This window comes from Methylorubrum zatmanii (genome assembly GCF_014845115.1).
GTDB lineage: Bacteria > Pseudomonadota > Alphaproteobacteria > Rhizobiales > Beijerinckiaceae > Methylobacterium > Methylobacterium zatmanii.
This window is the reverse complement of sequence record NZ_NKUI01000194.1, coordinates 1-22,004: the sequence shown is the minus strand read 5'-3', so window position 1 is coordinate 22,004 and position 22,004 is coordinate 1. Positions and strand designations below refer to the sequence as shown.

At 67.8% G+C, this 22,004-nt stretch carries 23 protein-coding genes, 1 tRNA gene and 1 pseudogene; 10 read left to right on the top strand and 15 right to left on the bottom strand.

Features of this window, described 5'->3' with window-relative positions:
• Positions 1-334: 334 nt before the first annotated feature.
• The 8 genes from MZTS_RS20600 to attM all read right to left on the bottom strand — a co-directional run bounded on the left by MZTS_RS20600 (position 335) and on the right by attM (position 6,044).
• Complete coding sequence (locus MZTS_RS20600) at positions 335-943, bottom strand: DNA-3-methyladenine glycosylase I (RefSeq protein WP_009865855.1); 609 nt, start codon at positions 941-943, stop codon at positions 335-337.
• Positions 944-946: 3 nt separating this feature from the next.
• On the bottom strand, positions 947-1,231 hold the full coding sequence (locus MZTS_RS20595; protein WP_009865854.1) for a YciI family protein: 285 nt from the start codon (positions 1,229-1,231) through the stop codon (positions 947-949).
• Entirely contained in the window at positions 1,222-1,839 is a 618-nt protein-coding gene (locus tag MZTS_RS20590) for a TetR/AcrR family transcriptional regulator (protein ID WP_009865853.1), read from the bottom strand. The genes MZTS_RS20595 and MZTS_RS20590 overlap by 10 nt, the downstream gene beginning before the upstream one ends.
• Positions 1,840-2,388: 549 nt before the next feature.
• Positions 2,389-3,147: an SDR family NAD(P)-dependent oxidoreductase gene (locus tag MZTS_RS20585; protein ID WP_009861484.1), complete on the bottom strand. Its 759-nt coding sequence runs from the start codon at positions 3,145-3,147 to the stop codon at positions 2,389-2,391.
• 1 nt (position 3,148) lies between these two features.
• Positions 3,149-3,580 (bottom strand): cupin domain-containing protein, encoded by a 432-nt coding sequence (locus MZTS_RS20580; protein WP_192285236.1) that lies wholly within the window; start codon positions 3,578-3,580, stop codon positions 3,149-3,151.
• Positions 3,581-3,603: 23 nt separating this feature from the next.
• Positions 3,604-4,389 (bottom strand): SDR family NAD(P)-dependent oxidoreductase, encoded by a 786-nt coding sequence (locus MZTS_RS20575; protein ID WP_192285235.1) that lies wholly within the window; start codon positions 4,387-4,389, stop codon positions 3,604-3,606.
• Position 4,390: 1 nt separating this feature from the next.
• On the bottom strand, positions 4,391-5,236 hold the full coding sequence (locus MZTS_RS20570; RefSeq protein ID WP_192285234.1) for a fumarylacetoacetate hydrolase family protein: 846 nt from the start codon (positions 5,234-5,236) through the stop codon (positions 4,391-4,393).
• 22 nt (positions 5,237-5,258) lie between these two features.
• Positions 5,259-6,044, bottom strand: coding sequence for an AttM family quorum-quenching N-acyl homoserine lactonase (gene attM / locus MZTS_RS20565; RefSeq protein ID WP_192285233.1), 786 nt, complete (start codon positions 6,042-6,044; stop codon positions 5,259-5,261).
• A 169-nt stretch (positions 6,045-6,213) separates the two neighbouring features.
• Here attM and MZTS_RS20560 point away from each other — a divergent pair, with 169 nt between their 5' ends.
• Positions 6,214-6,603 (top strand): acyl-CoA thioesterase, encoded by a 390-nt coding sequence (locus MZTS_RS20560; RefSeq protein WP_009864413.1) that lies wholly within the window; start codon positions 6,214-6,216, stop codon positions 6,601-6,603.
• Here MZTS_RS20560 and MZTS_RS20555 read toward each other — a convergent pair.
• Together MZTS_RS20555 and MZTS_RS20550 are read right to left on the bottom strand one after the other, a co-directional pair.
• Positions 6,581-7,087, bottom strand: coding sequence for a MarR family transcriptional regulator (locus tag MZTS_RS20555; protein WP_192285232.1), 507 nt, complete (start codon positions 7,085-7,087; stop codon positions 6,581-6,583). The genes MZTS_RS20560 and MZTS_RS20555 overlap by 23 nt on opposite strands.
• A gap of 134 nt (positions 7,088-7,221) precedes the next feature.
• Positions 7,222-9,564 (bottom strand): bifunctional salicylyl-CoA 5-hydroxylase/oxidoreductase, encoded by a 2,343-nt coding sequence (locus MZTS_RS20550; RefSeq protein WP_192285239.1) that lies wholly within the window; start codon positions 9,562-9,564, stop codon positions 7,222-7,224.
• A 197-nt stretch (positions 9,565-9,761) separates the two neighbouring features.
• On the opposite strand from MZTS_RS20550, the gene MZTS_RS20545 reads away from it, so the two are divergent.
• The 5 genes from MZTS_RS20545 (at position 9,762) to MZTS_RS20525 (ending at position 15,095) form a co-directional block, all read left to right on the top strand.
• Entirely contained in the window at positions 9,762-11,441 is a 1,680-nt protein-coding gene (locus MZTS_RS20545) for a benzoate-CoA ligase family protein (RefSeq protein WP_343068816.1), read from the top strand.
• On the top strand, positions 11,438-11,932 hold the full coding sequence (locus MZTS_RS20540) for an acyl-CoA thioesterase (RefSeq protein ID WP_192285231.1): 495 nt from the start codon (positions 11,438-11,440) through the stop codon (positions 11,930-11,932). The genes MZTS_RS20545 and MZTS_RS20540 overlap by 4 nt, the downstream gene beginning before the upstream one ends.
• Complete coding sequence (locus MZTS_RS20535) at positions 11,929-12,351, top strand: RidA family protein (RefSeq protein WP_009863761.1); 423 nt, start codon at positions 11,929-11,931, stop codon at positions 12,349-12,351. Before MZTS_RS20540 ends, MZTS_RS20535 begins: the two co-directional genes overlap by 4 nt.
• Before the next feature lie 4 nt (positions 12,352-12,355).
• On the top strand, positions 12,356-13,198 hold the full coding sequence (locus MZTS_RS20530; RefSeq protein WP_192285230.1) for an alpha/beta hydrolase: 843 nt from the start codon (positions 12,356-12,358) through the stop codon (positions 13,196-13,198).
• A gap of 361 nt (positions 13,199-13,559) precedes the next feature.
• Complete coding sequence (locus MZTS_RS20525) at positions 13,560-15,095, top strand: flavin-containing monooxygenase (protein WP_192285229.1); 1,536 nt, start codon at positions 13,560-13,562, stop codon at positions 15,093-15,095.
• Between the two features lie 9 nt (positions 15,096-15,104).
• Here the strand turns inward: MZTS_RS20525 and MZTS_RS20520 are convergent, their stop codons facing one another.
• Both MZTS_RS20520 and MZTS_RS20515 read right to left on the bottom strand, forming a co-directional pair.
• Positions 15,105-15,926 carry an AraC-like ligand-binding domain-containing protein gene (locus tag MZTS_RS20520; RefSeq protein WP_192285228.1) on the bottom strand — a complete coding sequence of 274 codons (822 nt, stop codon included), beginning with the start codon at positions 15,924-15,926 and terminating at the stop codon, positions 15,105-15,107.
• 2 nt (positions 15,927-15,928) lie between these two features.
• Positions 15,929-16,126, bottom strand: coding sequence for a hypothetical protein (locus tag MZTS_RS20515; protein ID WP_192285227.1), 198 nt, complete (start codon positions 16,124-16,126; stop codon positions 15,929-15,931).
• Between the two features lie 217 nt (positions 16,127-16,343).
• On the opposite strand from MZTS_RS20515, the gene MZTS_RS20510 reads away from it, so the two are divergent.
• From MZTS_RS20510 to MZTS_RS20495, 4 genes and pseudogenes are all read left to right on the top strand, one after another.
• Positions 16,344-16,808: a cupin domain-containing protein gene (locus tag MZTS_RS20510; protein WP_009862822.1), complete on the top strand. Its 465-nt coding sequence runs from the start codon at positions 16,344-16,346 to the stop codon at positions 16,806-16,808.
• A gap of 64 nt (positions 16,809-16,872) precedes the next feature.
• Positions 16,873-17,853, top strand: a complete 981-nt coding sequence (locus MZTS_RS20505) for a SphA family protein (RefSeq protein ID WP_210329391.1) — start codon at positions 16,873-16,875, stop codon at positions 17,851-17,853.
• 120 nt (positions 17,854-17,973) lie between these two features.
• Positions 17,974-18,213: an Lrp/AsnC ligand binding domain-containing protein gene (locus MZTS_RS20500; RefSeq protein ID WP_009865068.1), complete on the top strand. Its 240-nt coding sequence runs from the start codon at positions 17,974-17,976 to the stop codon at positions 18,211-18,213.
• Positions 18,214-18,296: 83 nt separating this feature from the next.
• Positions 18,297-19,060, top strand: a pseudogene (locus MZTS_RS20495) (transposase).
• Positions 19,061-19,221: 161 nt separating this feature from the next.
• Here the strand turns inward: MZTS_RS20495 and MZTS_RS20490 are convergent.
• The 3 genes from MZTS_RS20490 to MZTS_RS20480 all read right to left on the bottom strand — a co-directional run.
• Positions 19,222-19,311, bottom strand: a tRNA-Ser gene (locus MZTS_RS20490).
• Between the two features lie 139 nt (positions 19,312-19,450).
• On the bottom strand, positions 19,451-21,640 hold the full coding sequence (gene mdoH / locus MZTS_RS20485) for a glucans biosynthesis glucosyltransferase MdoH (RefSeq protein ID WP_192285226.1): 2,190 nt from the start codon (positions 21,638-21,640) through the stop codon (positions 19,451-19,453).
• A gap of 23 nt (positions 21,641-21,663) precedes the next feature.
• On the bottom strand, positions 21,664-22,004 hold a 341-nt coding region (locus tag MZTS_RS20480), incomplete at its 5' end, for a glucan biosynthesis protein (RefSeq protein WP_192285225.1).

Here is a 22,004-nt window from a genome sequence, read left to right as displayed (position 1 = left end):
TGAACGGGCACGGCTCTAGCTCGGGCGGGACTTGATCGGAGCGGGTTGCGTACCGGCAAGCCCGCGCGGCGTTAGAGCGAACCCAAATCCGTCATTCCGAAGGGATCAACCGGATTGGGGATGAGAGAGCCGCCGACCGTACAGGTGCCCGCACCCCTCTGAAATCCAGCGCTTTTCGCCGTGACAAAAACTTGGAAGTTAGTTGACGGCTAGTACCCGGCAAAAATGAGCGCTATGGGATGGTAATATGTTGAATAATCATTAATGTATTCGAGGTTTTGCGGGTTTCATCGGCTGTCGCACGGCCCGCGGCGGGCATAGCTTGCCTTTCAAGCTATGCTGTTCGCATGAATGGTGTTCTGGCGTTTGCCGCCTGTTCCCGGATGATGCATCCCTCCACATGATCGTTGATGAGGCCCATGGCCTGCATGAAAGCATAAACCGTAGTCGGGCCGACGAACGCCCAGCCTCGCTTCTTCAGGTCTTTCGATAGTGCGAGAGAGGCGGCCGAAGTCGAGGCCGTTTGCGGGGCGGCCAGTTCATCCGGCGTCGGCTCGAAGCGCCAGACATAGGCGGCCAGCAAGCCTTCCTGCCTCACCAGTTCCTGCGCCCGTTTCGCATTGTTGATGACCGCCTCGATCTTACCGCGATGACGCACGAGACCGGCATCGCTCAGCAGGCGATCGACATCCGCGTCGGTGAAATCTGCGATGCGGTCGAAGTCGAACGTGTGAAACGCGGCGCGAAAGTTTTCGCGCTTTGCGAGAATTGTACGCCAGCTCAGGCCTGACTGGAATCCTTCGAGGCACAGCTTCTCGAACAGGCGGTGATCGTCATCGACCGGAAAACCCCATTCGGTATCGTGGTAGGCGAGGAATTCAGGGGCCGCCGCACACCAGCGACAGCGATGGTGCCCGTCCGGACCGGCTATTGTGACGCTCACGGCTCAGCCTTTCAGGAAAGCAAGCCGCCCATCGGTGCGGCTTGGCGCAATGGCGATGACTTCGGCGCTGACCACGCCCTCGGCAACGAAGGGGTCGTCCTGCACGCGCGCTTCGATCGCCTCCGGCGAGGCGTTATGCGCGAGGATCGCACCGCCGGCGTTCGGCTGGAGACTGCCGGCCACCAGGAAGACGCCGTCGTCGAATCCCCGTTTGATCCAGGCATTGTGCCCGTCCATGAGCTGCGGGGCTTTGGTCTTGTCGGCAAAGCGAAGGGTGATCACGAACATGGTGGCTCCATCGGACGGTTGTCAGAAACGGGGAAAGACGGGGGCGGGCATTGTGCGTGAAACCACGCCTCCATGTCCGCCACCTCACGGCGGATGAAATCCTCGTCGCAGAAGGCGGTCGCAAGCGCCGCGACGCCCTGGCTGCGCATCAGGATGTGGAGCGCCAGCGCGTCGGCATCAGCTTCACGACCGAGCGCTGCGAATTGCCTGACAAGCCAGTCGCGGAACAGGGAAAACAGACCGGCGGCGTCATTCTTGGCGGCATGATCGAGCTTGGCCAGCTCATTGCACAGCGTGCCGACCGGACAACCACGCGCCATGATCTTGGCTCGGTTGGCGATGAGGATGTGGACGAAGCTCAGGATACGGTCCGCAGGCGCAGCCGCATCCTGTTCCCAGGCTGCGAGCAGGGCGCGCGTGTTCGACATGCGCTGCGCGATCACCGCGTCGAGAATCTCGTCCTTGGTCTTGAAGTGATAATAGAAATTGCCGCGCGACAGCCCGACTTCCTTGGCGATATCGGCAAACGATGTCGCCTCGAAGCCGTGCTCGTAGAACAGCCGGTCGGCAGTATCCACGATCTGCTGGCGGGTCTGGCTTGCCCCCATATCGCGCCTCCATGGTCATGGCCATGGCGCCGAGGCAGAAAGCCGCCGATCGCGCTGTAGGACGCATGACCTAATAGGGATTAGGACAACTGCCCTACGAAGGCAATGCTCAATGGATAAAACCTGTCGCCTCGGTCCAGGCAGCGCGGCTCGAAGAGATGCTCTGAAGGGAAATCGGCGGCGTTTGGCGGTCAGCCGTTCGCAGAACAACGATTTCGGCAAGGATGGCGAGAGGGGTAGGACATCTCGAGACAATATAGATTTATATGATAAATCAATATTTTGGCTTCGATTATGGTGCAGGACTGTAGCGCCGCACTGTAGCATGCTCAGCCCTGCCTCATAGCTCACGGAAGAGGCCGTAATGCCAGCACAAGGCGGCTCTCTGCGGTCAAGCCTGTGGGCGCGAGCATGCGCTTCGGAGAAAAATTATATACGCGATCGAAGGCGGAGAGGCTGATTGGCGCCCAAACCAGCCGTCAAGGCCGTTAACGCGTCGCCTTCAAAGGAGACGGTCGCACACCGCGGCCATCCGCGGACGAAACTCCATTACACCTCTCCCCCCGCCACGGCGATAGTCTGACCGGTGATGGCGGTTGCGGACGCGCCACAGAGCCAGGCGACCGCATCGGCCACTTCTTCGGGTTGGACGAGGCGGCCCTGGGGGTTGTGGCGCACCAGGGAAGCGAGAGCCGCGTCCCGGTCCCGGCCCGTCGTTGCCACGATCCGCTCCAGGCTGTCGCCGACGATGTCGGTGTCGGTGAAGCCGGGGCAGACCGCGTTGACGGTAATGCCCGTGCGGGCCGTCTCCTGGGCCAGCGACCGGACGAGACCGACGACGGCGTGCTTGGCCGCGCAATAGGCGGAGACGTAGGGGTAACCTTTCTGAGCGGCGGTCGATGCGATGGCGACGATGCGGCCGAAGCCCCGCTCCGTCATGCCCGGCAGCACCGCCTGCGCGGCGTGGACGGCGCCGAATAGGTTCACGTCGAGCATCCGTTGGAACAACGCCGCGTCGCTGCGGCCGAAGGGGGCGGATTCCGCCGCCCCGGCATTGGCCACGAGGATGTCGACCGGCGCCCGCGCCGCGAGGGCGGCGAAGGCCTGCGCCACCGCCGTCTCGTCCGTCACGTCGACCGGGACGGCGTGGTGGGCGGCGCCCTCGGCGACGGCGCGCTCCAGCGCCTCGGCATTGCGGCCGAGGACCGTCACCGTGGCGCCCTCGCGGGTCAGCCGCGCGGCGATGGCGCGGCCGATACCGCGGGCGCCGCCGGTGACGACGGCGTGACGCGCTGCGAGGGCGGCCATGTCAGGCGCTCGCGCGGACGAAGCCCGCGAGGCTCGCATCCGGCACGTCGTCGAGGTTCACCACGATGTTCTCGGGCGTCCGCGCGGTGAGCCAGACGAGCTCTTCGGTGGTGCTCATGTTCACCTCCACATGCGGCATGAAGGGCGGCACGAACACGAAGTCGCCCTCCTTCATGTCGACGAACTCGGCGTAATCCGGTCCGAAATAGATCCGGGCCTTGCCTTTCAGCACGTAGCCGCCGGTCTCGGCCTCGCCGTGGTGATGCGGCAGGGAGCGATAGCCGGGTTTGTTGCTGACCTTGCCGTACCAGATCCGCGTCGCGGGCGTGTGCTGCGGGCTGACGCCGGAGATGCGCAGGGCGCCGCCGGACTGGCCGGTGCGGGTATCCTCCTCGCCCGCGCGGGTGACGACGGGCTTCACGGTCTCGGACATGATGCTCTTTCCCCCGAAAAGGGTCACAGAAGGCCGGTCTCGACGGCGACACGGCGGTAGGCGGCCCCGGCCGTGAAGCCGCCGTCGATCACGAAATCCTCGCCGGTGATGAAGCTGGCCTCGGCGCTCGCCAGAAAGCGGACGAGGCGGGCGACCTCGTCGGGCTCGCCGGGGCGGCCCATCGGCGTCATGCCGATCATCGGAGCGAGGTGGGGCGAGTCCCTGTTGAGGCCGGTCACCACGAGGCCGGGGCAGACCGCGTTGACGCGGATGCTGTCGCCCACGAGCTCCATCGCCGCCGTCTTGGTGAGGCCGCGCAGGCCCCATTTGCTCGCCGTGTAAGCGGGGTCGGCATGGCCCGAGAAGGCCGAGTTCGAGGCGATGTTGACGATGCTGCCGCCGCCGGATTCGCGCATCGCGGGGGCGGCGGCTTGGATGCCGAGGAAGGCGCCCGTGAGGTTCACGGCGAGCACGCGGTTCCAGGCCTCGAGGCCGGTCGCCGCCACGCCGGTGCGGTTGATGATGCCCGCATTGTTGACGAGGATGTCGAGGCGCCCCCGCCAATCGAGTGAAGCCGCCACGAGGCGGTCCCAGCCCTCCGGCGCGGTGACGTCGGCTGTCAGGAAGCGCGCCTCCAGACCCTCGTCACGCAGGGCGGCGGCGTAGGTCTCGCCCTCGTCGGCCAGCACGTCGCAGATCGTGACGGCGACTCCGGATTGCGCCAGCAGGCGGGCCTGCGCGGCCCCCTGCCCCCGGCTGCCGCCGGTGATGATCGCGGCCTTGCCCGCGAGGTCGGAGAAGGCGCTCATCTCACTCTCCCTGGATCACGGCCTGATGCTGCTCGCCGAGTCCGTCGATGCCGAGCCGCATGGTCTGGCCGGGGCGCAGGAAGACCGGCGGCTTCTGGCCGAGGCCGACGCCGGGGGGCGTGCCCGTGGCGATGACGTCGCCGGGATGGAGCGTCATGAACCCGCTGATGTAGCTGACGAGTTCGGCGACGCCGAAGATCATCCGGGCGGTGGTGCCGGTCTGGCGGCGGGTGCCGTCGACCTCGAGCCAGAGGCCCAGGGCCTGCGGATCCGGGACCTGGTCCCGCGTGACGAGCCAGGGGCCGAGGGGGCCGAACGTGTCGGCGCTCTTGCCCTTGGTCCATTGCCCGCCGCGCTCGGATTGGAAGGCGCGCTCGGACACGTCGTTCACGACGCAGTATCCGGCCACATAATCGAGCGCGTCGGCTTGCGGGACATGCTTGGCGCGGCGGCCGATCACCACGCCGAGCTCCACCTCCCAATCGGTCTTCACGGAGCCGCGCGGGATCTCGACGGCGTCGTTCGGGCCGCAGACCGCGCTCGTCGCCTTCATGAACAGCACCGGCTCTTCGGGCGGGGCCTTGCCGGTCTCGGCGGCGTGGTCGGCGTAGTTCAGGCCGACGCAGATGAACTTTCCGATGGCGTTGACGCAGGCGCCGATGCGGGGCGTGCCCTCCACCAGGGGCAGGCGTTCGGGATCGAGGGCGCGCAGACGGTCGAGGCTTTCGTCCGAGAGGAACGGCCCGGCGATGTCGGGCACGATGTCCCGGAGGTCGCGGATGCGACCCCCGGCGTCGAGGAGGCCGGGGCGCTCGGCGCCGGGCTCTCCGTATCGCAGCAGCTTCATGGCCTGTCTCCGGTGTCGCGGGTCAGTAGAAAGCGGGGGCCTGATCGAGGGTCGGCCAGAGCGCCGGGTCGTGGCCGGGGACGATCCGGGCCTGCGCCCGCTCGGCCACGGCGCGGAGCTTGGCGACGGAGCGCACGGCTTCGGTCACGGAGGTGACGGCGCCGGGCAGGGCCCGGTCGTGCCAATGGTCCATCGTGTCGGCGGCATCGACCGCCAGCAGGGTCGCGCCGCGTGCGGTCCGCACGAGGAAGGATTGGTGCCCGACCGTGTGGCCGGGGGAGCGGATGCAGGTGATCGCTCCATCCCCGTAGAGGTCGAAGAAGTCGCCCCACGCCTCGTCGAGCAGCAGCCAGTCGAGGCCGGGCCGGTCGAAATCGGCCCGGACGAAGGCCCCGGCGCAGAACCAGTCCGGTGCCAGCGCGTAGGCGAGGGCCTCGCGCTGTACGACGTGGCGGGCATTCGGGAAGGCGCCGATCGCGCCGGTATGGTCGAGGTGGAGATGCGACAGGAGGATTGTGCGCACATCCGCCGGATCGAAACCCGCCGCGCGCATCTGCGCGGCGCAATCCTCCCCCGGTCGGACGCGCGGGACGAACACCTCCGCGGCCGGCCCCCAATGCCCCTCCGCATCGGTGGCGCAGATGGCGGGAAAGCCGCCGTCGATCACCACGTGGCCGCTCGGATGGGTGATCAGGTACCAGGGAACCGGGATCTCGAACGGCTCGCCCATCCCCTCGTTGAGGAAGATGTCCTGGCGGCGGCACACCAGGCTTCCGGTCTGGAATAGATGCAGGCGGATGTCCGACACCGTGTCCTCCCGTGGCCCAGCCGGCATTTGCTTCAGGCTTGAAATTTGATCGTAAGGGACAGCACCTCGCGGGGTGTGTCAAGATAAATTTCAAGCTTGAAGCTTGTGCCGGGCCAGAGGGCCGCTTACGCTCGCGGCCTGCCCGATGTTCCGGCCCGAGGGATGAACGATGGACCCGTCACCGAATGCCGCGCCGCCGCTCCTGCGCACCCTAACCCTGCCATCCGAGGCCAACCTCAACGGCGGCGTGTTCGGCGGATGGATCATGGCCGAGCTCGACAAGGCGGCGGGTCTTCTCGGGATGCGGCGGGCCCAGGGCGCCTGCGCCACGGTCGCGGTCGAGAACCTGCGCTTCCTCGCCGCCCTCAAGGTCGGCGAGGAATTCTCCGTCTACGGTCGGGTCGAATCGGTCGGCCGCAGTTCGATGCGGCTCAAGCTCGACGGGTTCGCGGGGTCGCCGGCCGGCGGCGAGCGGCGGCCCGTGGTGGAGGCGTTGTTCGTCTCGGTCGCCCTCGATGCCGAGGGGCGGTCCCGGCCTATCCCGGAGGCTTCGGCCTAATCGCGGCCCTTGCCCCTCGGCCCATGTCCTTCGATCCATGCCGCCGGGCGGGCTCGCGGGGCTCGATGCGCCCCTGTGCCGAGCGTTTCAACTGGGCCAGATGGCCGGTCAACCCGGCGATCTCCTCGTCGGAGAGGCCGCCGAACAGCTCCTCGACCCAGCCGTTATGTGCCTCCGCCATGGTGCGGAAGGCGGCGCGGCCCGCATGGGTCAGGCGGATGATCTGCACCCGGCGATCCGTGGGCGAGGGCTGCCGGGTGATGTAGCCGCTGGCGAGCAGCTTCTCGACCACCGCCGTGACGTTCCCGGCCGAGACCATCAGGAGCTTGGAGGCTTCCCCGAGGACGAGCCCGTCCTCGGCCTTGTCGAGTTGGGCGAGGAGATCGAAGCGCGGCAGGGTGAAGTCGAACTGCTCGCGCAGGCGGGAGCGGATCTCGTTCTCGATCAGCGTGGTGCAGGTGAGGAGGCGAAGCCACGCCCGCACGGCCGTGCGCGAATTCCGTCCCTCGCCCGTCTCGCCCAAATCGCAGATCCCGGCCTTGCGCCCGAAGGCGTCGTTCGCGGCGCCATCAGCCCGATTTCTCGGGCCAACGCAAATGCCGGGGCTCGCGCTCCCGCTCACGAGGCCGCCTCCTCCGCCTGCGCGCGCAATTCGGCCCGCGTCTTCGGACGACCCCGCAGCTTGAGATCGTCGAGATCGGCGCGATCCCGCACGGAGTTGCGGAAGATCTGGTCCTTGCCCGGCGCGTATTGCGGCGGGCAGTGGATGTCCTTGGCCCCGTACCAAGCCGCCGCCCGCAGGGTGAAGCCGGGATCGGCGAGATGCGGACGGCCCAGCGCCACGATGTCGGCCCGTCCCGCCGCCAGGATCGTGTTGATCTGGTCCGGTGTCGTGATGTTGCCGACGCATATGGTCGCCGTCCCCGCTTCGTTGCGGATGCGCTCGGCAAAGGGCGTCTGGAACATGCGGCCATAGAGCGGGCGCGAGACCGGGTCCGTCTGGCCTGTGGAGACATCGACGAGATCGACCCCCGCCTCGCGGAAGGCGGCGGCGATCGCCACCGAATCCTCCGGCGTCAGCCCGCCCTCGGCCCAGTCGGTGGCGGAGACGCGCACCGACATCGGCCGTTCAGCGGGCCAGGCCGCCCGCATCGCCGTGAACACCTCCAGCGGGAAGCGCAAACGGTTCTCGACGCTGCCGCCATAGACATCGCTGCGGTGGTTGGTCAGCGGCGAGAGGAAGCTCGCGAGCAGGTAGCCGTGGGCGCAGTGCAGTTCCAGCATGTCGAAACCGGCGCGCTCGGCCCGCCGGGTGGCGGCGACGAAATCCGCGATGACCGCGTCCATGTCGGCGCGGGTCATCTCACGCGGCACGGTGCTGTCGGGAAAATACGGGAGCGCTGAGGCCGACATCACCTCCCAGCCGCCCGATTCGAGCGGCCGGTCGATGCCCTCCCACATTCGCTTGGTCGCACCTTTCCGGCCGGCATGGCCGAGCTGGAGGCAGAACTTGGTGGCGGCGTTGGCGTGGACGAAATCCACGATCCGGCGCCACGCCGTCTCCTGCGCGTCGTTCCACAACCCGGCACAGCCCGGCGTGATGCGCGCATCGCGCGAGACGCAGGTCATCTCGGTGAACATCAGGCCGGGGCCGCCGATGGCCCGCGAGCCGTAATGGACGAGGTGGAAGTCGTTCGGCACGCCCTCGGTGGCCGCGTACAGGCACATCGGGGACATCGCCACGCGGTTCGGTACCACCATCTCGCGCAAGCGCAGCGGCTGGAACATCGGCGCGGCGGGCTTGTCGAGGGAGACGTCGAAGCCCTCCCTCCGGACGCCCTCGGCGAAGGCGCGGTCCATCTGCGCCACGAAGCCGGGGGCCCGCAGGCGCAGGTTGTCGTAGGTGATGGCCTTGGCGCGGGTCATCGCCCCGAAGGCGAACTGCACCGGTTCAAAGTCGAGATAGCGCGCCACGTGCTCGAACCAGACGAGCGAGACGTCGGCGGCGTGCTGGATTTTTTCTACCTCCTCGCGCCGCCCCTTCTCGAACCGGTCGAGGGCCGCCGGAACTTCCGCTTCCGCCACCAGTGCCTCGTAGAGGGCGATGGCGTCCTCCATGGCGAGCTTCGTGCCCGAGCCGATGGAGAAGTGCGCGGTGGCCTTGGCGTCGCCCAGCAGCACCCGGTTGCCGCGCACCCACCGGGCGTTGCGGATCATCGGGAATTGCCGCCAGATCGAGCGGTTGGTGAGCACCGGATGATCGCCGAGGATGTCGCTGAAGATCGACTTCATCAGCGCGGCCGAGCCCGCCTCGTCGAGCTGCCCGAGGCCCGCCCGCTCGAACGTGTCAGGGTCGGTCTCGAACACCCAGGTCGAGCGCCCGCGCTCGTACTGGTAGGCGTGGGCGATGAACGGCCCCCATTCCGTCTCGCGGAACAGGAAGGTGAAGGCGTCGAGCGGCTTGGTCGAGCCCATCCAGGTGAACCGGTTCGGGCGCAGATCAACGCTTGTGCCAAAATGCTCGGTGTGGCGCTGCCGGTAGGCGCTGTTGATGCCGTCGGCGACCACGACGAGGTCGTGATCCTCGAAAGCCTCGGCATCGGCCTCGGTCTGGAAGATCATCTCGACGCCGAGGGAGCGGGCCCGCTCCTGAAGGATGGTTAGCAGCGTGGCGCGGGCGCAGCCGCAGAAACCGTTGCCACCGATCCGGTGGACCGCGTCCTTCACGTGGATGGCGATGTCGTCCCAGTACGCGAATTCCTCGGTGATGCGGGCGTAGCTCTCGGGATCGTAGCGCTCGAAGATGTCGAGGGTGGCATCGGAGAACACCACGCCGAAGCCGAACGTGTCGTTCTCCCGGTTGCGCTCGTAGGCCGTGATGGCCGCCTTCGGGAAACGCTTCTTCACGAGGATGGACAGGTACAGGCCTGCCGGGCCTGCGCCGACGATCGCGATCCGCAGCGCCCTGTCACGATCCGTGTGCCCGCTGGCGACCCCACCCATCGCATCCTCCTGAAGCTGCGTCGGCCACGATTGGCCGTCGATATGTTTCAGGCTTAAAACATCTTGCGTTGTGCAGCAATATGCTTTAAGCCTAAATCATTCCGGCGCGTGCAGCTCGCCTCGCCGGCCCGACTCTGGAATGCGAGGGCCTCATCGTGGATGCGCCGTCCGAGCCCGACAACGACGTCGACACCTTCGCCCGCGAACACCTCCCGGCCCGCGACACGTGGCCGGAGCTGATCTTCGCCCTGCCGGAATTGCGCTATCCGCGCCGCCTGAACTGCGTCACGCATTTCCTGGACCGCTGGATCGCGGAGGGTCGCGGCCATGCCCTCTGTCTGATCGGCGAGCACGAATCGCTCACCTATCGGCAGTTGTTCGAGTGGGTGAACCGCATCGCCAACGTGCTGGTGCACCGCCTCGGGCTGAAGCCCGGCAACCGGGTGCTCCTGCGCTCGGGCAATACGCCGATGATGGTGGCGACCTACTTGGCCGTCATCAAAGCGGGCGGGATCGTCGTCGCCACCATGCCGCTGCTGCGGGCGCGGGAGATCGCCTATCCGCTGAACAAGGCGCGGATCCGCATCGCCCTCTGCGACCGGCGCCTGTCGGCGGAGATGGAGGGGGCCCGCGCCCATGCGCCCGGCCTGGAGGAGGTCGTCTACTGGGGCGGCGGCCCCGGCTCCCTCGAAGCGCTGATGGAGGCGGAGAGCCCCGCCTTCACCGCCGCCGACACGGCCGCCGACGACGTCTGCCTGATCGCCTTCACCTCGGGCACGACCGGCGAGCCCAAGGGGGCGATGCATTTCCACCGCGACATGCTCGCGATCTGCGACACCTATGCCCGGCACGTGGTGCGCGCGGGGCCGGAGGACCGCTTCATCGGCTCGGCGCCCTTCGCCTTCACCTTCGGCCTCGCGATCATCCTGTTCCCGATGCGCGTCGGCGGCTCGGCGGTGGTGCTGGAAAAGGCCGGGCCTGAGGAACTGGCCCAAGCGATCGGGCGCGAGCGGGCGACCGTCTGCTTCACCGCGCCGACGGCTTATCGCGCCATGCTCGGTAAGCTTGCAGCCTACGATCTCTCGTCGCTGCGCCGCTGCATCTCGGCGGGCGAATCGCTGAACCGGGCCACCTTCGACAACTGGAAGGCCGCCACCGGCCTGACGCTGCTCGACGGGATCGGCGGCACCGAGATGCTGCATATCTACCTCGCCTCCCCGGAGGACGAGGTGCGCCCCGGCGCGACCGGTCGCCCGGTGCCGGGCTACGAGGCGCGGGTGGTGGACGAGCACGGCAAAGAGGTGCCCCCCGGCACAGTCGGACGCCTCGCCGTGCGCGGGCCGACCGGCTGTCGCTACCTCGGCGATTCGCGCCAGACCACCTACGTCAAGGATGGCTGGAATTACCCGGGCGACAGCTACGTCATGGATGAGGAGGGGTACTTCTGGTACCAAGCCCGCTGCGACGACATGATCGTCTCCTCCGGCTACAACATCTCGGGGCCTGAGGTGGAGGCGGCGCTACTGCGCCACCCGGGGGTGCTCGAATGCGGCGTGGTCGGTGCGCCCGATCCTGACCGCGGCATCATCGTGAAGGCCTATGTCGTCCCCGCCCCCGGCGCGGCGGCGGATGCCGCCTTCGCCAAGGCGCTCCAGGATTTCGTGAAGGCCGAGATCGCGCCATACAAGTATCCGCGCGCCATCGAGTTCGTGACGAGCCTGCCGAAGACGGCCTCGGGCAAGATCCAGCGTTTCGCGTTGCGCCGTCATGCGGCCGAGGCCGTGGCCGTGGGCGCGCCCGCGCCCGCGCCGCAGAGCCTGGCAGCCTCGGCGTGAACACCGCCCCGCCCCGATCTGGCCCGCCCGCGCGGGCGGCGCAGGCGGGGCTGTTCCGCGCGCCCGTGCGCGTTCGCTTCTCGCATTGCGACCCGGCCGGGATCGTCTACTTCCCGCGCTGGTTCGACCTGATGAACGGCGTGGTCGAGGACTGGTTCGGCGAGGCGCTGGGCCTCGATTACCGGGGCTTCCACCAGGATCGCGGCATCGGCCTCGGCTACGCCCATGCGGAGGCGGATTTCGTCAGCCCCGGCTTTTGGGGCGACCACCTCGACGCGTTCGTGCGGATCGCGCGCATCGGCGGGGCCTCCCTCGCCCTGGGGCTGACGGCCTTCCGTGTCGAGGAGCCGGTCTTCGCCGCCCGCCTCGTCATCGTCACCACATCGCTCGCGGCGCGCGGTGCGATCCCCCTTCCCGACGACCTGCGTGCGGCGGCTGAACGCTACCGCGACGCGCAGCCTCATCCTCCCGGAACCGGAGACCTCCCATGAACGCGATGTTCGAGACAGCGAGCCGGCCCGCCGCCGTGCTCCAGCCCGCCGGATGGCCCGCGCCGCGCGGCTACGCCAACGGCATGGCCGCCTCCGGGCGGCTCGTCGTCACCGGGGGCGTCGTCGGCTGGGATGAGCGCGAGCGATTCCCCGAGGGGTTCGTGGCCCAGGTCCATCAGGCGCTCCGCAACATCCGCGCGATCCTGGCCGAGGCGGGCGCCGAGCCGCACCACCTCGTGCGGCTGACATGGTACGTCACCGACATGGACGCCTATCTCGAGGCCCGGCGCGACCTCGGCGGGGTCTATCGCGACGTGTTCGGCCAGCACTTCCCGGCCATGGCCCTTCTGCAGGTGGTCCGTCTTGTCGAGCCGCCCGCCCTCGTCGAGATCGAGGCGACCGCCGTGATCCCGGAGTAGGACCATGAATCCCGCCGAACGCGAGTGGCTGGACCGTGAATACAATGCCCGGGCGAGCGTCCCGAGCTTCGAGGCCGAATATGCCCGCTACGTGGCGGCGAGTGCCGAGGCCCGGTCCCACCTGGAGCGGGTGGCCGACCTTGCCTACGACTCTGCCTCCGACGAGACCCTCGACCTCTACCCGGCCGGGCCGGGCAGCCCCCTGTTCCTCTGGATCCACGGCGGATACTGGCGCGCCCTCTCGAAGGACGACAACGCCTTCCCTGCCCTCGGGCTGGTGCCGAAAGGCATCTCGGTGGCGGTGCTGAACTATTCCCTCGCCCCGGCGGTCCCTCTCGACGAGATCGTGCGCCAGACCCGCGCGGCCCTGGCGTGGCTCCACGCCCATGCGGCCCGCTTCGGCCTCTCGGGCCGCCGCCTCCATATCGGCGGCTCCTCCGCCGGGGGGCATCTCGGGGGGATGCTGCTCGCCGGAGGATGGCAGCAGCGGTTCGGCCTGCCCGAGGATGCCATCGCCTCGGCGCTGCTCCTCTCGGGGCTGATGGATCTCGAACCGCTGATCCATACCCACATCAACGGCTGGATGAACCTCGACTGGGAGGCCGCCCGGCGCAACAGCCCGCTGTACCTGATTCCCGAGCGGTCGCAGGCGCACCTCCTCGCTTCCGTCGGCGGCCTGGAGAGCGACGCCTTCAAGGCGCAGACCGCGGCCTATCTCGAAGCCTGGACATCGGCCGGTCACGCGGGGCGTGCCATCGCGATGCCGAACTACAACCACTTCGACATAGCCCTGTCCTTGCGCGAACCGGATGGCACGCTGGCCAAAGCCGTCGCCGCCGCCTGCTGAGGCCGGCGCCCCCTCGCCTCCCGCCCGAATCGGATCGACGCACGGAAGCCCGGCCCTCACCAAGGCCGGGCTTCCGACGTTTCGCGCCCGTTTTTCGGGGGCCCGTTTCACAGGCAGGACCTGCCCGCCCTGCGAGCAAAGTGCTCAATATATTGCATATGCACATTCGGTTTTTGTGGCGCAACATCGCCGCGAAAGGATAGATGCCTCGATATCTCGAAGTTTTCCGAAGTCTCCGTCACATTGATGCGCGATCCGGATAGTTGGATCGTGTTCGGGATAGCTCGCCAAAGCGGCTGACGTGAAATTTCCTGCATGGAAGATGCGCTTCGAACGAGGCGCCCGTGAAGGAGACAGCATCATGATCACGCAGCGCAATGTGTGCGTCATCGGCTCGGGTATCAGCGGCCTCGCCGCCGCCAAGGCGTTCCGCGAGCGCGGACACCACGTCACGGTGCTGGAGCGCGGCCCAGATCTCGGCGGCGTGTGGGAGCCCTCCCGCTCCTATCCCGATGTGAAGACGCAGACGCCCAAGGACATCTACGCCTTCAGCGAGTTGCCGATGCCGACGGCCTATCCGGAATGGCCGTCGGGCGGGCAGGTCTTCGCTTATCTGCGGAGCTACGCCGAGCGGTTCGGCCTGATCCCGCTCATTCGCTACGGCCAGTCGGTGACGGGGCTGAAGAAGCGCACCGGTCTCGGCTGGGACGTGACGACGAAAGGTCAGGACGGGGCGGCGAGCACGCAGAGCTACGACTTCGTCGCCATCTGCACCGGCCAGTTCAGCCACATGAACAAGCCCGCCCATCCCGGCGCCGACGCGTTCCGCGCCAATGGCGGGACGATCCTGCATTCGAGCGAGCACAACGACGCAGAATCGGTACGCGGCAAGCGGATCGTGGTGTTGGGCTACTCGAAATCCGCCACCGACGTCGCCGTCAGCGCCGTAAAGCACGGGGCGAGCGCCGTGACGTTGGTCTTCTTGGAGCCGACCTGGAAGATTCCGTATTTCTTCGGCGGCCTGATCAACTTCAAGCGGATCCTCTACTGCCGCGCGGCGGAATCGATGTTCCTGCCCTACAATGCGGGCCCGGTGCGCCGCATCGCGCAGAAGCTCGCCACCCCGCTGATCTGGGCGAACTGGCGGGGGCTGGAGACGCTGCTGACGCGCCAGTTCAAGCTCAACAAGAACGGGCTCCGGCCCAAGACCCGGATCGAGGACGACATCCACTGCAACCTCGCGGTGGAGACGCCCGGCTTCTACAAGCTGGTGACGGAGGGCAAGATCACCGCGATCCAGGGCACCATCGCCTCCTACGAGGGGTCGCAGGCTGTCCTCACCACTGGCCGGAAGGTCCCGGCCGATCTGGTGGTCATGGCTACCGGCTGGCGCCAGGACGTGCCGGTGCTCGACGCCACCGACCGGGCCAAGCTCATCGATGCGGACGGCCAGTACCGGCTCTATCGCTGGGTAGTGAATCCCGACCTGCCCGATCTCGGCTTCGTCGGCTTTAATTCCAGCTTCGCCACCAACCTGTCCGCCGAACTCGGTGCGAACTGGCTGGTGCGCTACATGGACGGCCAACTTGCCCACCCGCCGACCCGCGCGGAGATGGAGCGGGACATCTCCCGCCTGCGGACGTGGCGCCAGGCCGAGCGGCCCTCCGCGAAGGGCTATGGCGGGCTCTGCATCGCCCCCTATCACAACCACCACTTCGCGAGCCTGCTGGCCGATATCGGCGTGCCGACCCGCGAGGCGAACCCCGTCACCGCGGTGTTCGCGCCTCTCCGCCCGCCCGTCTACGCAGACCTCCTCGCCCGCGCGCCGGTCTACCGGGCGGAGGCCGCGCCCCGTCCCACGGCCCTGAAGTCCGTGGAGACGTCGCGCGCGGCCTGAACCCGCCCCTCAACGGTGGCGGTGGCGAAGCGTCTGCGAGGGCGCTTCGCCGAAGCGGGCGCGATAGGCCGCCGCCGCCCGGCCGAGATGGTTGAGCCCGACACACAGGGCGAGGTCGCCCACCTTCGCATCCGCATCGGAGGCGAGGATCAGCGTCCGCCAGCGGTCGAGCCGCTGGGCCAGGATGAAGTCGGAAATCGTGCTCTCGCGGAACTGCCGGAAGCCCTCCTGAAGCGAGCGCATGCTGCTTCCGGACTTCTCGGCGAGATGCGGCAAGGTCAGAGCGGAATCGAGATGGGCCCGAATGTACTCCTCCGCCCGCCGGACATGCGCGGGCGCCACCGAGACGCGCTGGGATTGCGGCAGCGACGTCCCGCCACCCCGTTCGAGCATGTGCCCGACGAGCAGTGTGACGAAGGCCGAGGCCAGTTCCCGCTCGAACACATCGGTGCCCGCGGACGGCCGGTCGCGGCTCTCCGCGAGATGCTGCAGCAGCGTGACTTGGGAGCGGATCGCGGCCCCCCTCGGACGCCGCAGATCGATGGCCGGATCGAACTCGAACGGGCGGGGGATCCGGTCGAGCACCCGGATGACGTGCTCCTCCAGAAGCCCACGCGGCACGAGGACGATGAGCTTCTCGCAGCCCGCGTCCCACACCATCCGCGTCGGGAAGGCGGGCGAGAGCAGGGTGGCGCGGTCGACATTCGCGAGGGTCTCGTGCGTCCCGTTCCGGACGAGGGCGGACCCGGCGAGCGGCACCTGGAGCAGGAAGAACCGGTCGAGGCAGCCGGGATCGATCTCCACCTCGGCCCCGTACGATACGAAGTTCAACGTCAGGCCGCCGAGTGGTGCCGGGCCTTGAACAGGGCGGCCGCACCGGGGCCGACCGGATTCAGGTCGTGGGGACAGAAGATCCGCCCGATCTGTTCCCGCGCCAACTCGGGGTCGCGCGTGTCGACGAGCGTGTAGCGCGCCAGCGGCGGAGCGGCGGCGACAGGATCGTGGGGCTCGCGTGGCTTCTCGTCTTCCATGGCCCAATCGATCGTCCAGGCCCAAGGCGCAAGAATGCCTGTTGCAACAAAACCTACACAAGTCTCCGTCGCGGGCCGAGCTCCGTTTCCCGCGTGAAATGGATAACGCAGACGTCAAATGGATAGCAGACTTGAGGCCGCGCACTGAGTATTCGTCTTTATAAGCTCATAAGATAAGCTATCTTTGTGTCGAAAAATTCAGCAAAGTGAGGAAATCATGAGCAACATCGGTCCGCTTCCCGCCGGAATCACCAGGGCGGGGGAAGGCGTCGACGGAACGGTCTGGAACGTTCTCGGCCACACCTACTATTTCAAGGCCAATTGCGACAGCGCCTTCTCTTTCGAAACCTTCGATCCGCCGGGAACATTCGTCCCGCCGCATATTCATCCCACACAGGACGAGTTTATCTACGTCCTCGAAGGCATGTTCGACCTCTACCTCGATGGGCAATGGTTGCAAGCGAAGGCGGGTGATCTCGTCTGCATGCCTGCGGGCAAGCCGCACGCCTATTACAATAAGACTGACAAGCCCAACCGGGCGATCTTCTGGGTGAGCCCAGGTCGCAAGCTCAAGGAGCTGTTCGACCTCCTTCACAACCTTACCGACCCGGAAGAAGTCGTGCGCCGCTCCGCGGCCTGCGAGGTCGACTTCCTGCCGCCGGGCGCGGTGCCGGGCGCCTGATCTCTCATCCATCCGCGGCGCGGCCAGGAGGCGGCGGCGCATTCACTTTACGCGAGGGGGCATCATGACGACACGAGGAATGGGGGTGCCGGGCTGGGTCCGGTCTTTCGCGAAGCGGGCGGCCGTCGCCCTCGCCGCCTGCGGCATCTCGGGGCCAGCGGCAGCCTACGACCTGCCGAACCTGAATCTCGGCTTCACCAGCTTCCTCGACGGCGCGCCGCCATCGGGACCCGGCTGGTATCCAACTCAGTATCTGCAAGTCTATTCGGCCGGGCGCCTCACGGACAATCGCGGCCGCAGCCTCGGTCTGCCCAAGCAGGACATCACAGTCTTCGCCAGCCTAACTCAGTTGCTCTACGTCTCACCGATCAAGATCGGCCCCGGCGCGCTGGGACTCGACCTCATCATCCCGGCGATCCCTGCTTCCAGCGCGGATGATGGCCTCAACGGGGCGGCCCTGAAGGCGCAGCAGGGCATCGGCGACATTTTGATCGGCCCTTTCATCCAGTTCGATCCGATCATGGGCGAGAAGGGACCGGTCTTCCTGGGCCGCGTCGAGGCTCAGATGATCCTGCCGACCGGCAAGTACGATCCGACCGCAGCGGTCAATCCCGGCTCGAACTTCTTCTCCTTCAACCCCTACGTGGCAGGCACGCTGTTCCTGACACCGGATTGGACGGTCTCGGCACGCTTCCACTATCTCTGGAATGCGACGAACGACCGCCCGAATATCGGCTTCGGCCCCACCGTATTCTCGACGCAGGCCGGGCAGGCGCTCCACGCCAACTTCGCCTCCGAGTACAGCGTGACCAAGGAATTGAAGCTCGGCGTCAACGGCTACTGGCTTCAGCAGATCAGCGATACCCTCGCCAACGGCATCGCCGTTCCTGGCCGCCGGGAGCGTGTTTACGCCCTCGGCCCTGGCGCCCTGCTCGCGGTGAACAAGGACAACTTCCTCTTCTTCAACGCCTTTTACGAATTTGGTGCCCGGAACCGCCCGGAAGGCCAGCGCTACACGGTCCGCTGGGTCGGGCACTTCAACTGAGAGATACGTCCGGCCAAATAGAACGGGGCGCCGCCGAGCGCTCCGTCGGCTTGATCGCGACAGCGATCTTGGTGTCTCAGAGGCTGCGGCAGCACATTGGGAACGGCGTGGGAGATCGGCATGAAGACGTTCTTCGTCCAAATCAAATGTGAGATCGGACAGACTTACACCGTTTCCGATGCCCTCCTGGCGATGGAGATCGCCTCGGAGATCTATTCGACGGCCGGTCGCTTCGACATCCTGGCCAAGTTTCACGTGGACAACGATGTCGATATCGGCCTGTTCGTGAACGACTTCCTGCTCCGGCTCAGAGGCGTGAAAGAGTCAGAGACGATCATCGCGTTTAAGGCGTTCCACTAGAGCTGTTGCCGACCGCCCTGAATCGGTGGAGAGTTCTCGCCGGGTCCGATCCGCTTCCCTGTCAGCGATCGACAGGAGGATGGATGGCGGCACCGTTATCGTCGGATCTGCGTGAGCGCGTCGTGAAAGCTGTGGCCGAAGCCGCCTCGCGCCGTCAGGCGGCCGAGCGGTTTGGGGCCAGTCCGGCCAGCGCCATGCGCTGGCCGGAGAGCTTCGAACGGGAAGCCCGGGTGGCGGCCAAGCCGCAAGGCGGCGACCGGCGCCCGCAGCCCCTCGAAGTGCAGGCCGCGTCGATCGTCGAGCTGCGTTTGGAGCGCCCGACGCCCACCCTGTCGGAACTGCGCGCCCTTTTGCCCGAACGCGGCATCACCACCAGCGTGAGCGGCTTGCCGCGCGGCGAGCGCTGCCGTCTTGCTGTCTCTCACGGTCATTGAAAGACGACGACCGTCACCGCGGCCCTGCGCACGGGTGGTGTGGTCGCTGCCGCCCTCTTCGACGGAGCAACCAACGGCGAGCGCTTCCGGGCCTATGTCACCGACACTCTGGTGCCAGCATTGAGGCCGGGCGACACGGCGATCTTGGACAATCCCGGCGCTCACAAGGGCGCGGGTGTACGCGAAGCAATCCAGGCCGCGGGCGCCAAGTTGCTCTACTTCCGCCCGACTCGCCCGACTTCAACTCTATCAATCAAGTGTTCGCCAAGCTGAAGGCCGATCTGCGCAAAGCTGCCGCTCGGACGCTTCCCGACCTGAAGGCGGCGATCCGCTCAGCCCTCGACAGCCTCAAACCAAAGGCCTGCCGCAACTGCCTCGCCGCTGCAGGAGGCGATGCCTTCGATCCAACCTGATCGGTAGCAGCTCTAGCCTCGGTACGAGGGTGCCCAAGCACAACGCGTATCCTTGGCGGTCCTGACGTACCCTCGCGCGACCACGTCACGGGAAAATAGGGTGATGCCTCAACGGGTTCGACAGCCCGGAAAACCACGCATGGCCATGCAGATCAAAAAACTGGCGGAAGGGGTGGGATTCGAACCCACGGTGGAGTTGCCCCCACGGCGGTTTTCAAGACCGCTGCCTTAAACCACTCGGCCACCCTTCCTGAGGCCGCTGCGGGTCGCGCGGACGCGGCCTGCGGCTGGCTCTGTCTATGGCTGCGCGGGGATCAGCGTCAACGCCTGTCGTGACGGGCCTCGCTGCCCCGCCCCGTTCGAGGGCCGCTACCGGGGTGCCCGGCCGGGTCAGGCGGCCCGCAGGCGGGCGAGCTGATCGAGGAGGGCGCGGTCGTGCAGCAGGGCGAAGCGCTCCTTCGGGGCGAGCCAGGCCTGGGCCTCGGAGAGGGTGTCTGCCTCCACGATCTTGGCGCGGGCCAGGGTGTGGTCGGTGTCGATGTTGCCGCGGGGCCGGGGTGAGGCTTGGGGCAGCATCGTCGCGTGGGCGCGGGCGAGCGCCGCGTCGGCGTGGAGGGCCTGGAGCGCGTCGGTGTCGTCGAAGCCGCGCGCGGCGTTGCGGCGGGCGAGCTCGCCGGCTCGTCGGGCGATGGCGGGCGGGGCCTGCTCCTCCGGCGTCACCAGCAGGCCGCGGCTCTTCAGGGCGAGGCCGAGGGCGAGCTGGCCGCTCGCCCAGGAGAGCGGGATCGCCAGCACGAGGCCGAGGATCGTCGGCGACATCCACAGGAACAGGGAGGTGGCGATGGCGAAGGCCGCGATGCCGGTGACGAGGCCGAGGCCGGTATGCCAGCGGTGGCGGCGAACGATGTCCGCGACCGGAATCGAGCCGTCGTCGCGCCGCTGCGGGTTCCAGCCGGTGTCGCGCCCGGCCAGGATCTGGAACACCGAGCCCGACTGGATCAGCATCGCGATCGGCGCGATCAGGGCCGAGAGCAGGATCTCGATCAGGAAGGAGAGCGTCAGCCGGCCGGCTCCGCCGCTCGCCCGCCGCGTCTCGCCGTCGATGAGCGCCAGGATGAGTCCTAAGAATTTCGGCGCGAGCAGGATGCCCATGGTCAGCGCGAACAGCTGGAGCGCGCGCACGGGATCGAAGCGCGGCCAGACCGGATAGAGGCCGAACTCGGCCGAAAAATATTCCGGGCGCACCCAGGCGGTCTGCAGCACGATGACGATGCCGATCACGAGCTGGGCGAGCCAGAGCGGCGAGGCGACGTAGCCGGCGATGCCGGTGGCGAAGTGCTGGCGCGAGGCCGGGGCGAGACCGGCCGCGCCGATGACGCGGGCATGCTGGAGGTTGCCCTGGGCCCAGCGCCGGTCGCGCACGGCGAGGTCGATCAACGAGGGCGGGCTCTCCTCGTAGGAGCCCTCCAGGCGCGGCAGCATGGTCACGCCCCAGCCGGCGCGGCGGATCAGCGCCGCCTCGACGAAATCGTGGCTGAGGATATGGCCGCCGAAGGGCGGGCGGCCCTTCAGGTCCGGCAGGCCGGCGGCCTCGGCGAAGGCGCGCATGCGGATGATCGCGTTGTGGCCCCAGTAATTGCCGTCCCGGCCCGACCAGACCGAGAGGCCGGTGGCGATGACCGGCCCGTAGATGCGCGCGGCGAATTGCTGGAGCCGGGCGAACAGGGTGTTGCGGTTGATGATGAGCGGCAGGCTCTGGATGATGCCCGCGTCGGGGTCGGCCTCCATCGCGGCGGCCAGCCGCACGATGCAGGCGCCGGTGAGCAGGCTGTCGGCATCGAGCACCAGCATGTGGTCGTAGGCGGCGCCCCAGCCGGTGACGAAATCGGCGATGTTGCCGGCCTTGCGGTGATGGTTCTTCTCGCGGTGCCGGTAATAGAGGCGGGCCTCCGCCCCGAGTTCGTCGCGCAGGGCCAGGAAGGCGCGCTCCTCGGCGATCCAGGCATCGGCTTGCGTCGAATCCGAGAGCACGAACCAGTCGAAATGCCGGCCGAGGCCTGTCGCCGCCACCTCCTCGTGCATCGCCTGGAGGCCGGCGAAGACCCGGGCGCTGCCCTCGTTGTAGACCGGCATTACGATGGCGGTGCGGCTGGCCAGGGTCGCCGGAAGCGGCGCCGGCCGCGTCCGCCGCAGCAGCGCCGCGAAGCCGAGCAGCGCGGCGGTGAAGGCGAGCGCGATCCACGAGAAGTTCAGCACGAACAGCACCAGCAGCACGTATTGCAGCCAGGTGGCGCCGCCGGAGACCGAGATCACCTCGTACATCTGCACCGCGCCGTAGGCGGTGAGCGCGGCCGCCCCGCCGAACACGAACAGGCGCGCCGCGAGCGGCCCGCCGCCGCCCTGGCGCCGGGCGACGGGCTTGGTGCGCAGGTCCTGCACCGGCATGGCCAGCGGCGCCCGGGGCGGCATCGCCGGAGGCGCCTGCGGCGGGGCGGGCCGGCATTCGGCCGCCTCCCCGGCGGGGACGGGACGCGCCTCCGTGAGGGGCGCGCGGGAAGCGATGTCGGCGGTTTCGGGCATCGGCGCTCCGGTGGGCGAAACGGTCACGGCGTCCAGCGGTACAGCCACGTTTCGGTGATCGGCCGTCCCCCGGTCTTGAGGGCAAGGCGCAGCTCGCAGGCCCGCTCGCTGCCGGGATCGAGCTCGAAGGCGACGCGCACGGTGCGGCGCTGCGGATGGGCGATCCAGCGGGTGGCGCCCTCCACGATCCGGCCGGGGCTCGCGATCAGCACCGTCTCGAGCGGGACCACCGCGCCCTCGGCCGTGAACAGGGCGTCGCCGGTGAAGTCGACGAGGAACAGGCGCCGGGGATTGGCCGCGCCGCGCCCGCTGCGGGTGCCCGTGACCGCTGCGAGCGGGGCCACCGCCGGCTCCCGCCCCCAGC

Excerpts from the sequence above, each read along its gene's own strand:
- MZTS_RS20575 (WP_192285235.1), bottom strand. The coding sequence starts at position 4,389 with ATGAGCGCCTTCTCCGACCTCGCGGGCAAGGCCGCGATCATCACCGGC.
- MZTS_RS20530 (WP_192285230.1), top strand. The coding sequence starts at position 12,356 with ATGAATCCCGCCGAACGCGAGTGGCTGGACCGTGAATACAATGCCCGG.
- MZTS_RS20515 (WP_192285227.1), bottom strand. The coding sequence starts at position 16,126 with ATGGAAGACGAGAAGCCACGCGAGCCCCACGATCCTGTCGCCGCCGCT.
- MZTS_RS20580 (WP_192285236.1), bottom strand. The coding sequence starts at position 3,580 with ATGTCCGAGACCGTGAAGCCCGTCGTCACCCGCGCGGGCGAGGAGGAT.
- MZTS_RS20525 (WP_192285229.1), top strand. The coding sequence starts at position 13,560 with ATGATCACGCAGCGCAATGTGTGCGTCATCGGCTCGGGTATCAGCGGC.
- MZTS_RS20560 (WP_009864413.1), top strand. The coding sequence starts at position 6,214 with ATGGACCCGTCACCGAATGCCGCGCCGCCGCTCCTGCGCACCCTAACC.
- MZTS_RS20510 (WP_009862822.1), top strand. The coding sequence starts at position 16,344 with ATGAGCAACATCGGTCCGCTTCCCGCCGGAATCACCAGGGCGGGGGAA.
- MZTS_RS20500 (WP_009865068.1), top strand. The coding sequence starts at position 17,974 with ATGAAGACGTTCTTCGTCCAAATCAAATGTGAGATCGGACAGACTTAC.
- MZTS_RS20535 (WP_009863761.1), top strand. The coding sequence starts at position 11,929 with ATGAACGCGATGTTCGAGACAGCGAGCCGGCCCGCCGCCGTGCTCCAG.
- MZTS_RS20595 (WP_009865854.1), bottom strand. The coding sequence starts at position 1,231 with ATGTTCGTGATCACCCTTCGCTTTGCCGACAAGACCAAAGCCCCGCAG.
- MZTS_RS20570 (WP_192285234.1), bottom strand. The coding sequence starts at position 5,236 with ATGAAGCTGCTGCGATACGGAGAGCCCGGCGCCGAGCGCCCCGGCCTC.
- mdoH (WP_192285226.1), bottom strand. The coding sequence starts at position 21,640 with ATGCCCGAAACCGCCGACATCGCTTCCCGCGCGCCCCTCACGGAGGCG.
- MZTS_RS20585 (WP_009861484.1), bottom strand. The coding sequence starts at position 3,147 with ATGGCCGCCCTCGCAGCGCGTCACGCCGTCGTCACCGGCGGCGCCCGC.
- MZTS_RS20505 (WP_210329391.1), top strand. The coding sequence starts at position 16,873 with ATGACGACACGAGGAATGGGGGTGCCGGGCTGGGTCCGGTCTTTCGCG.
- MZTS_RS20590 (WP_009865853.1), bottom strand. The coding sequence starts at position 1,839 with ATGGGGGCAAGCCAGACCCGCCAGCAGATCGTGGATACTGCCGACCGG.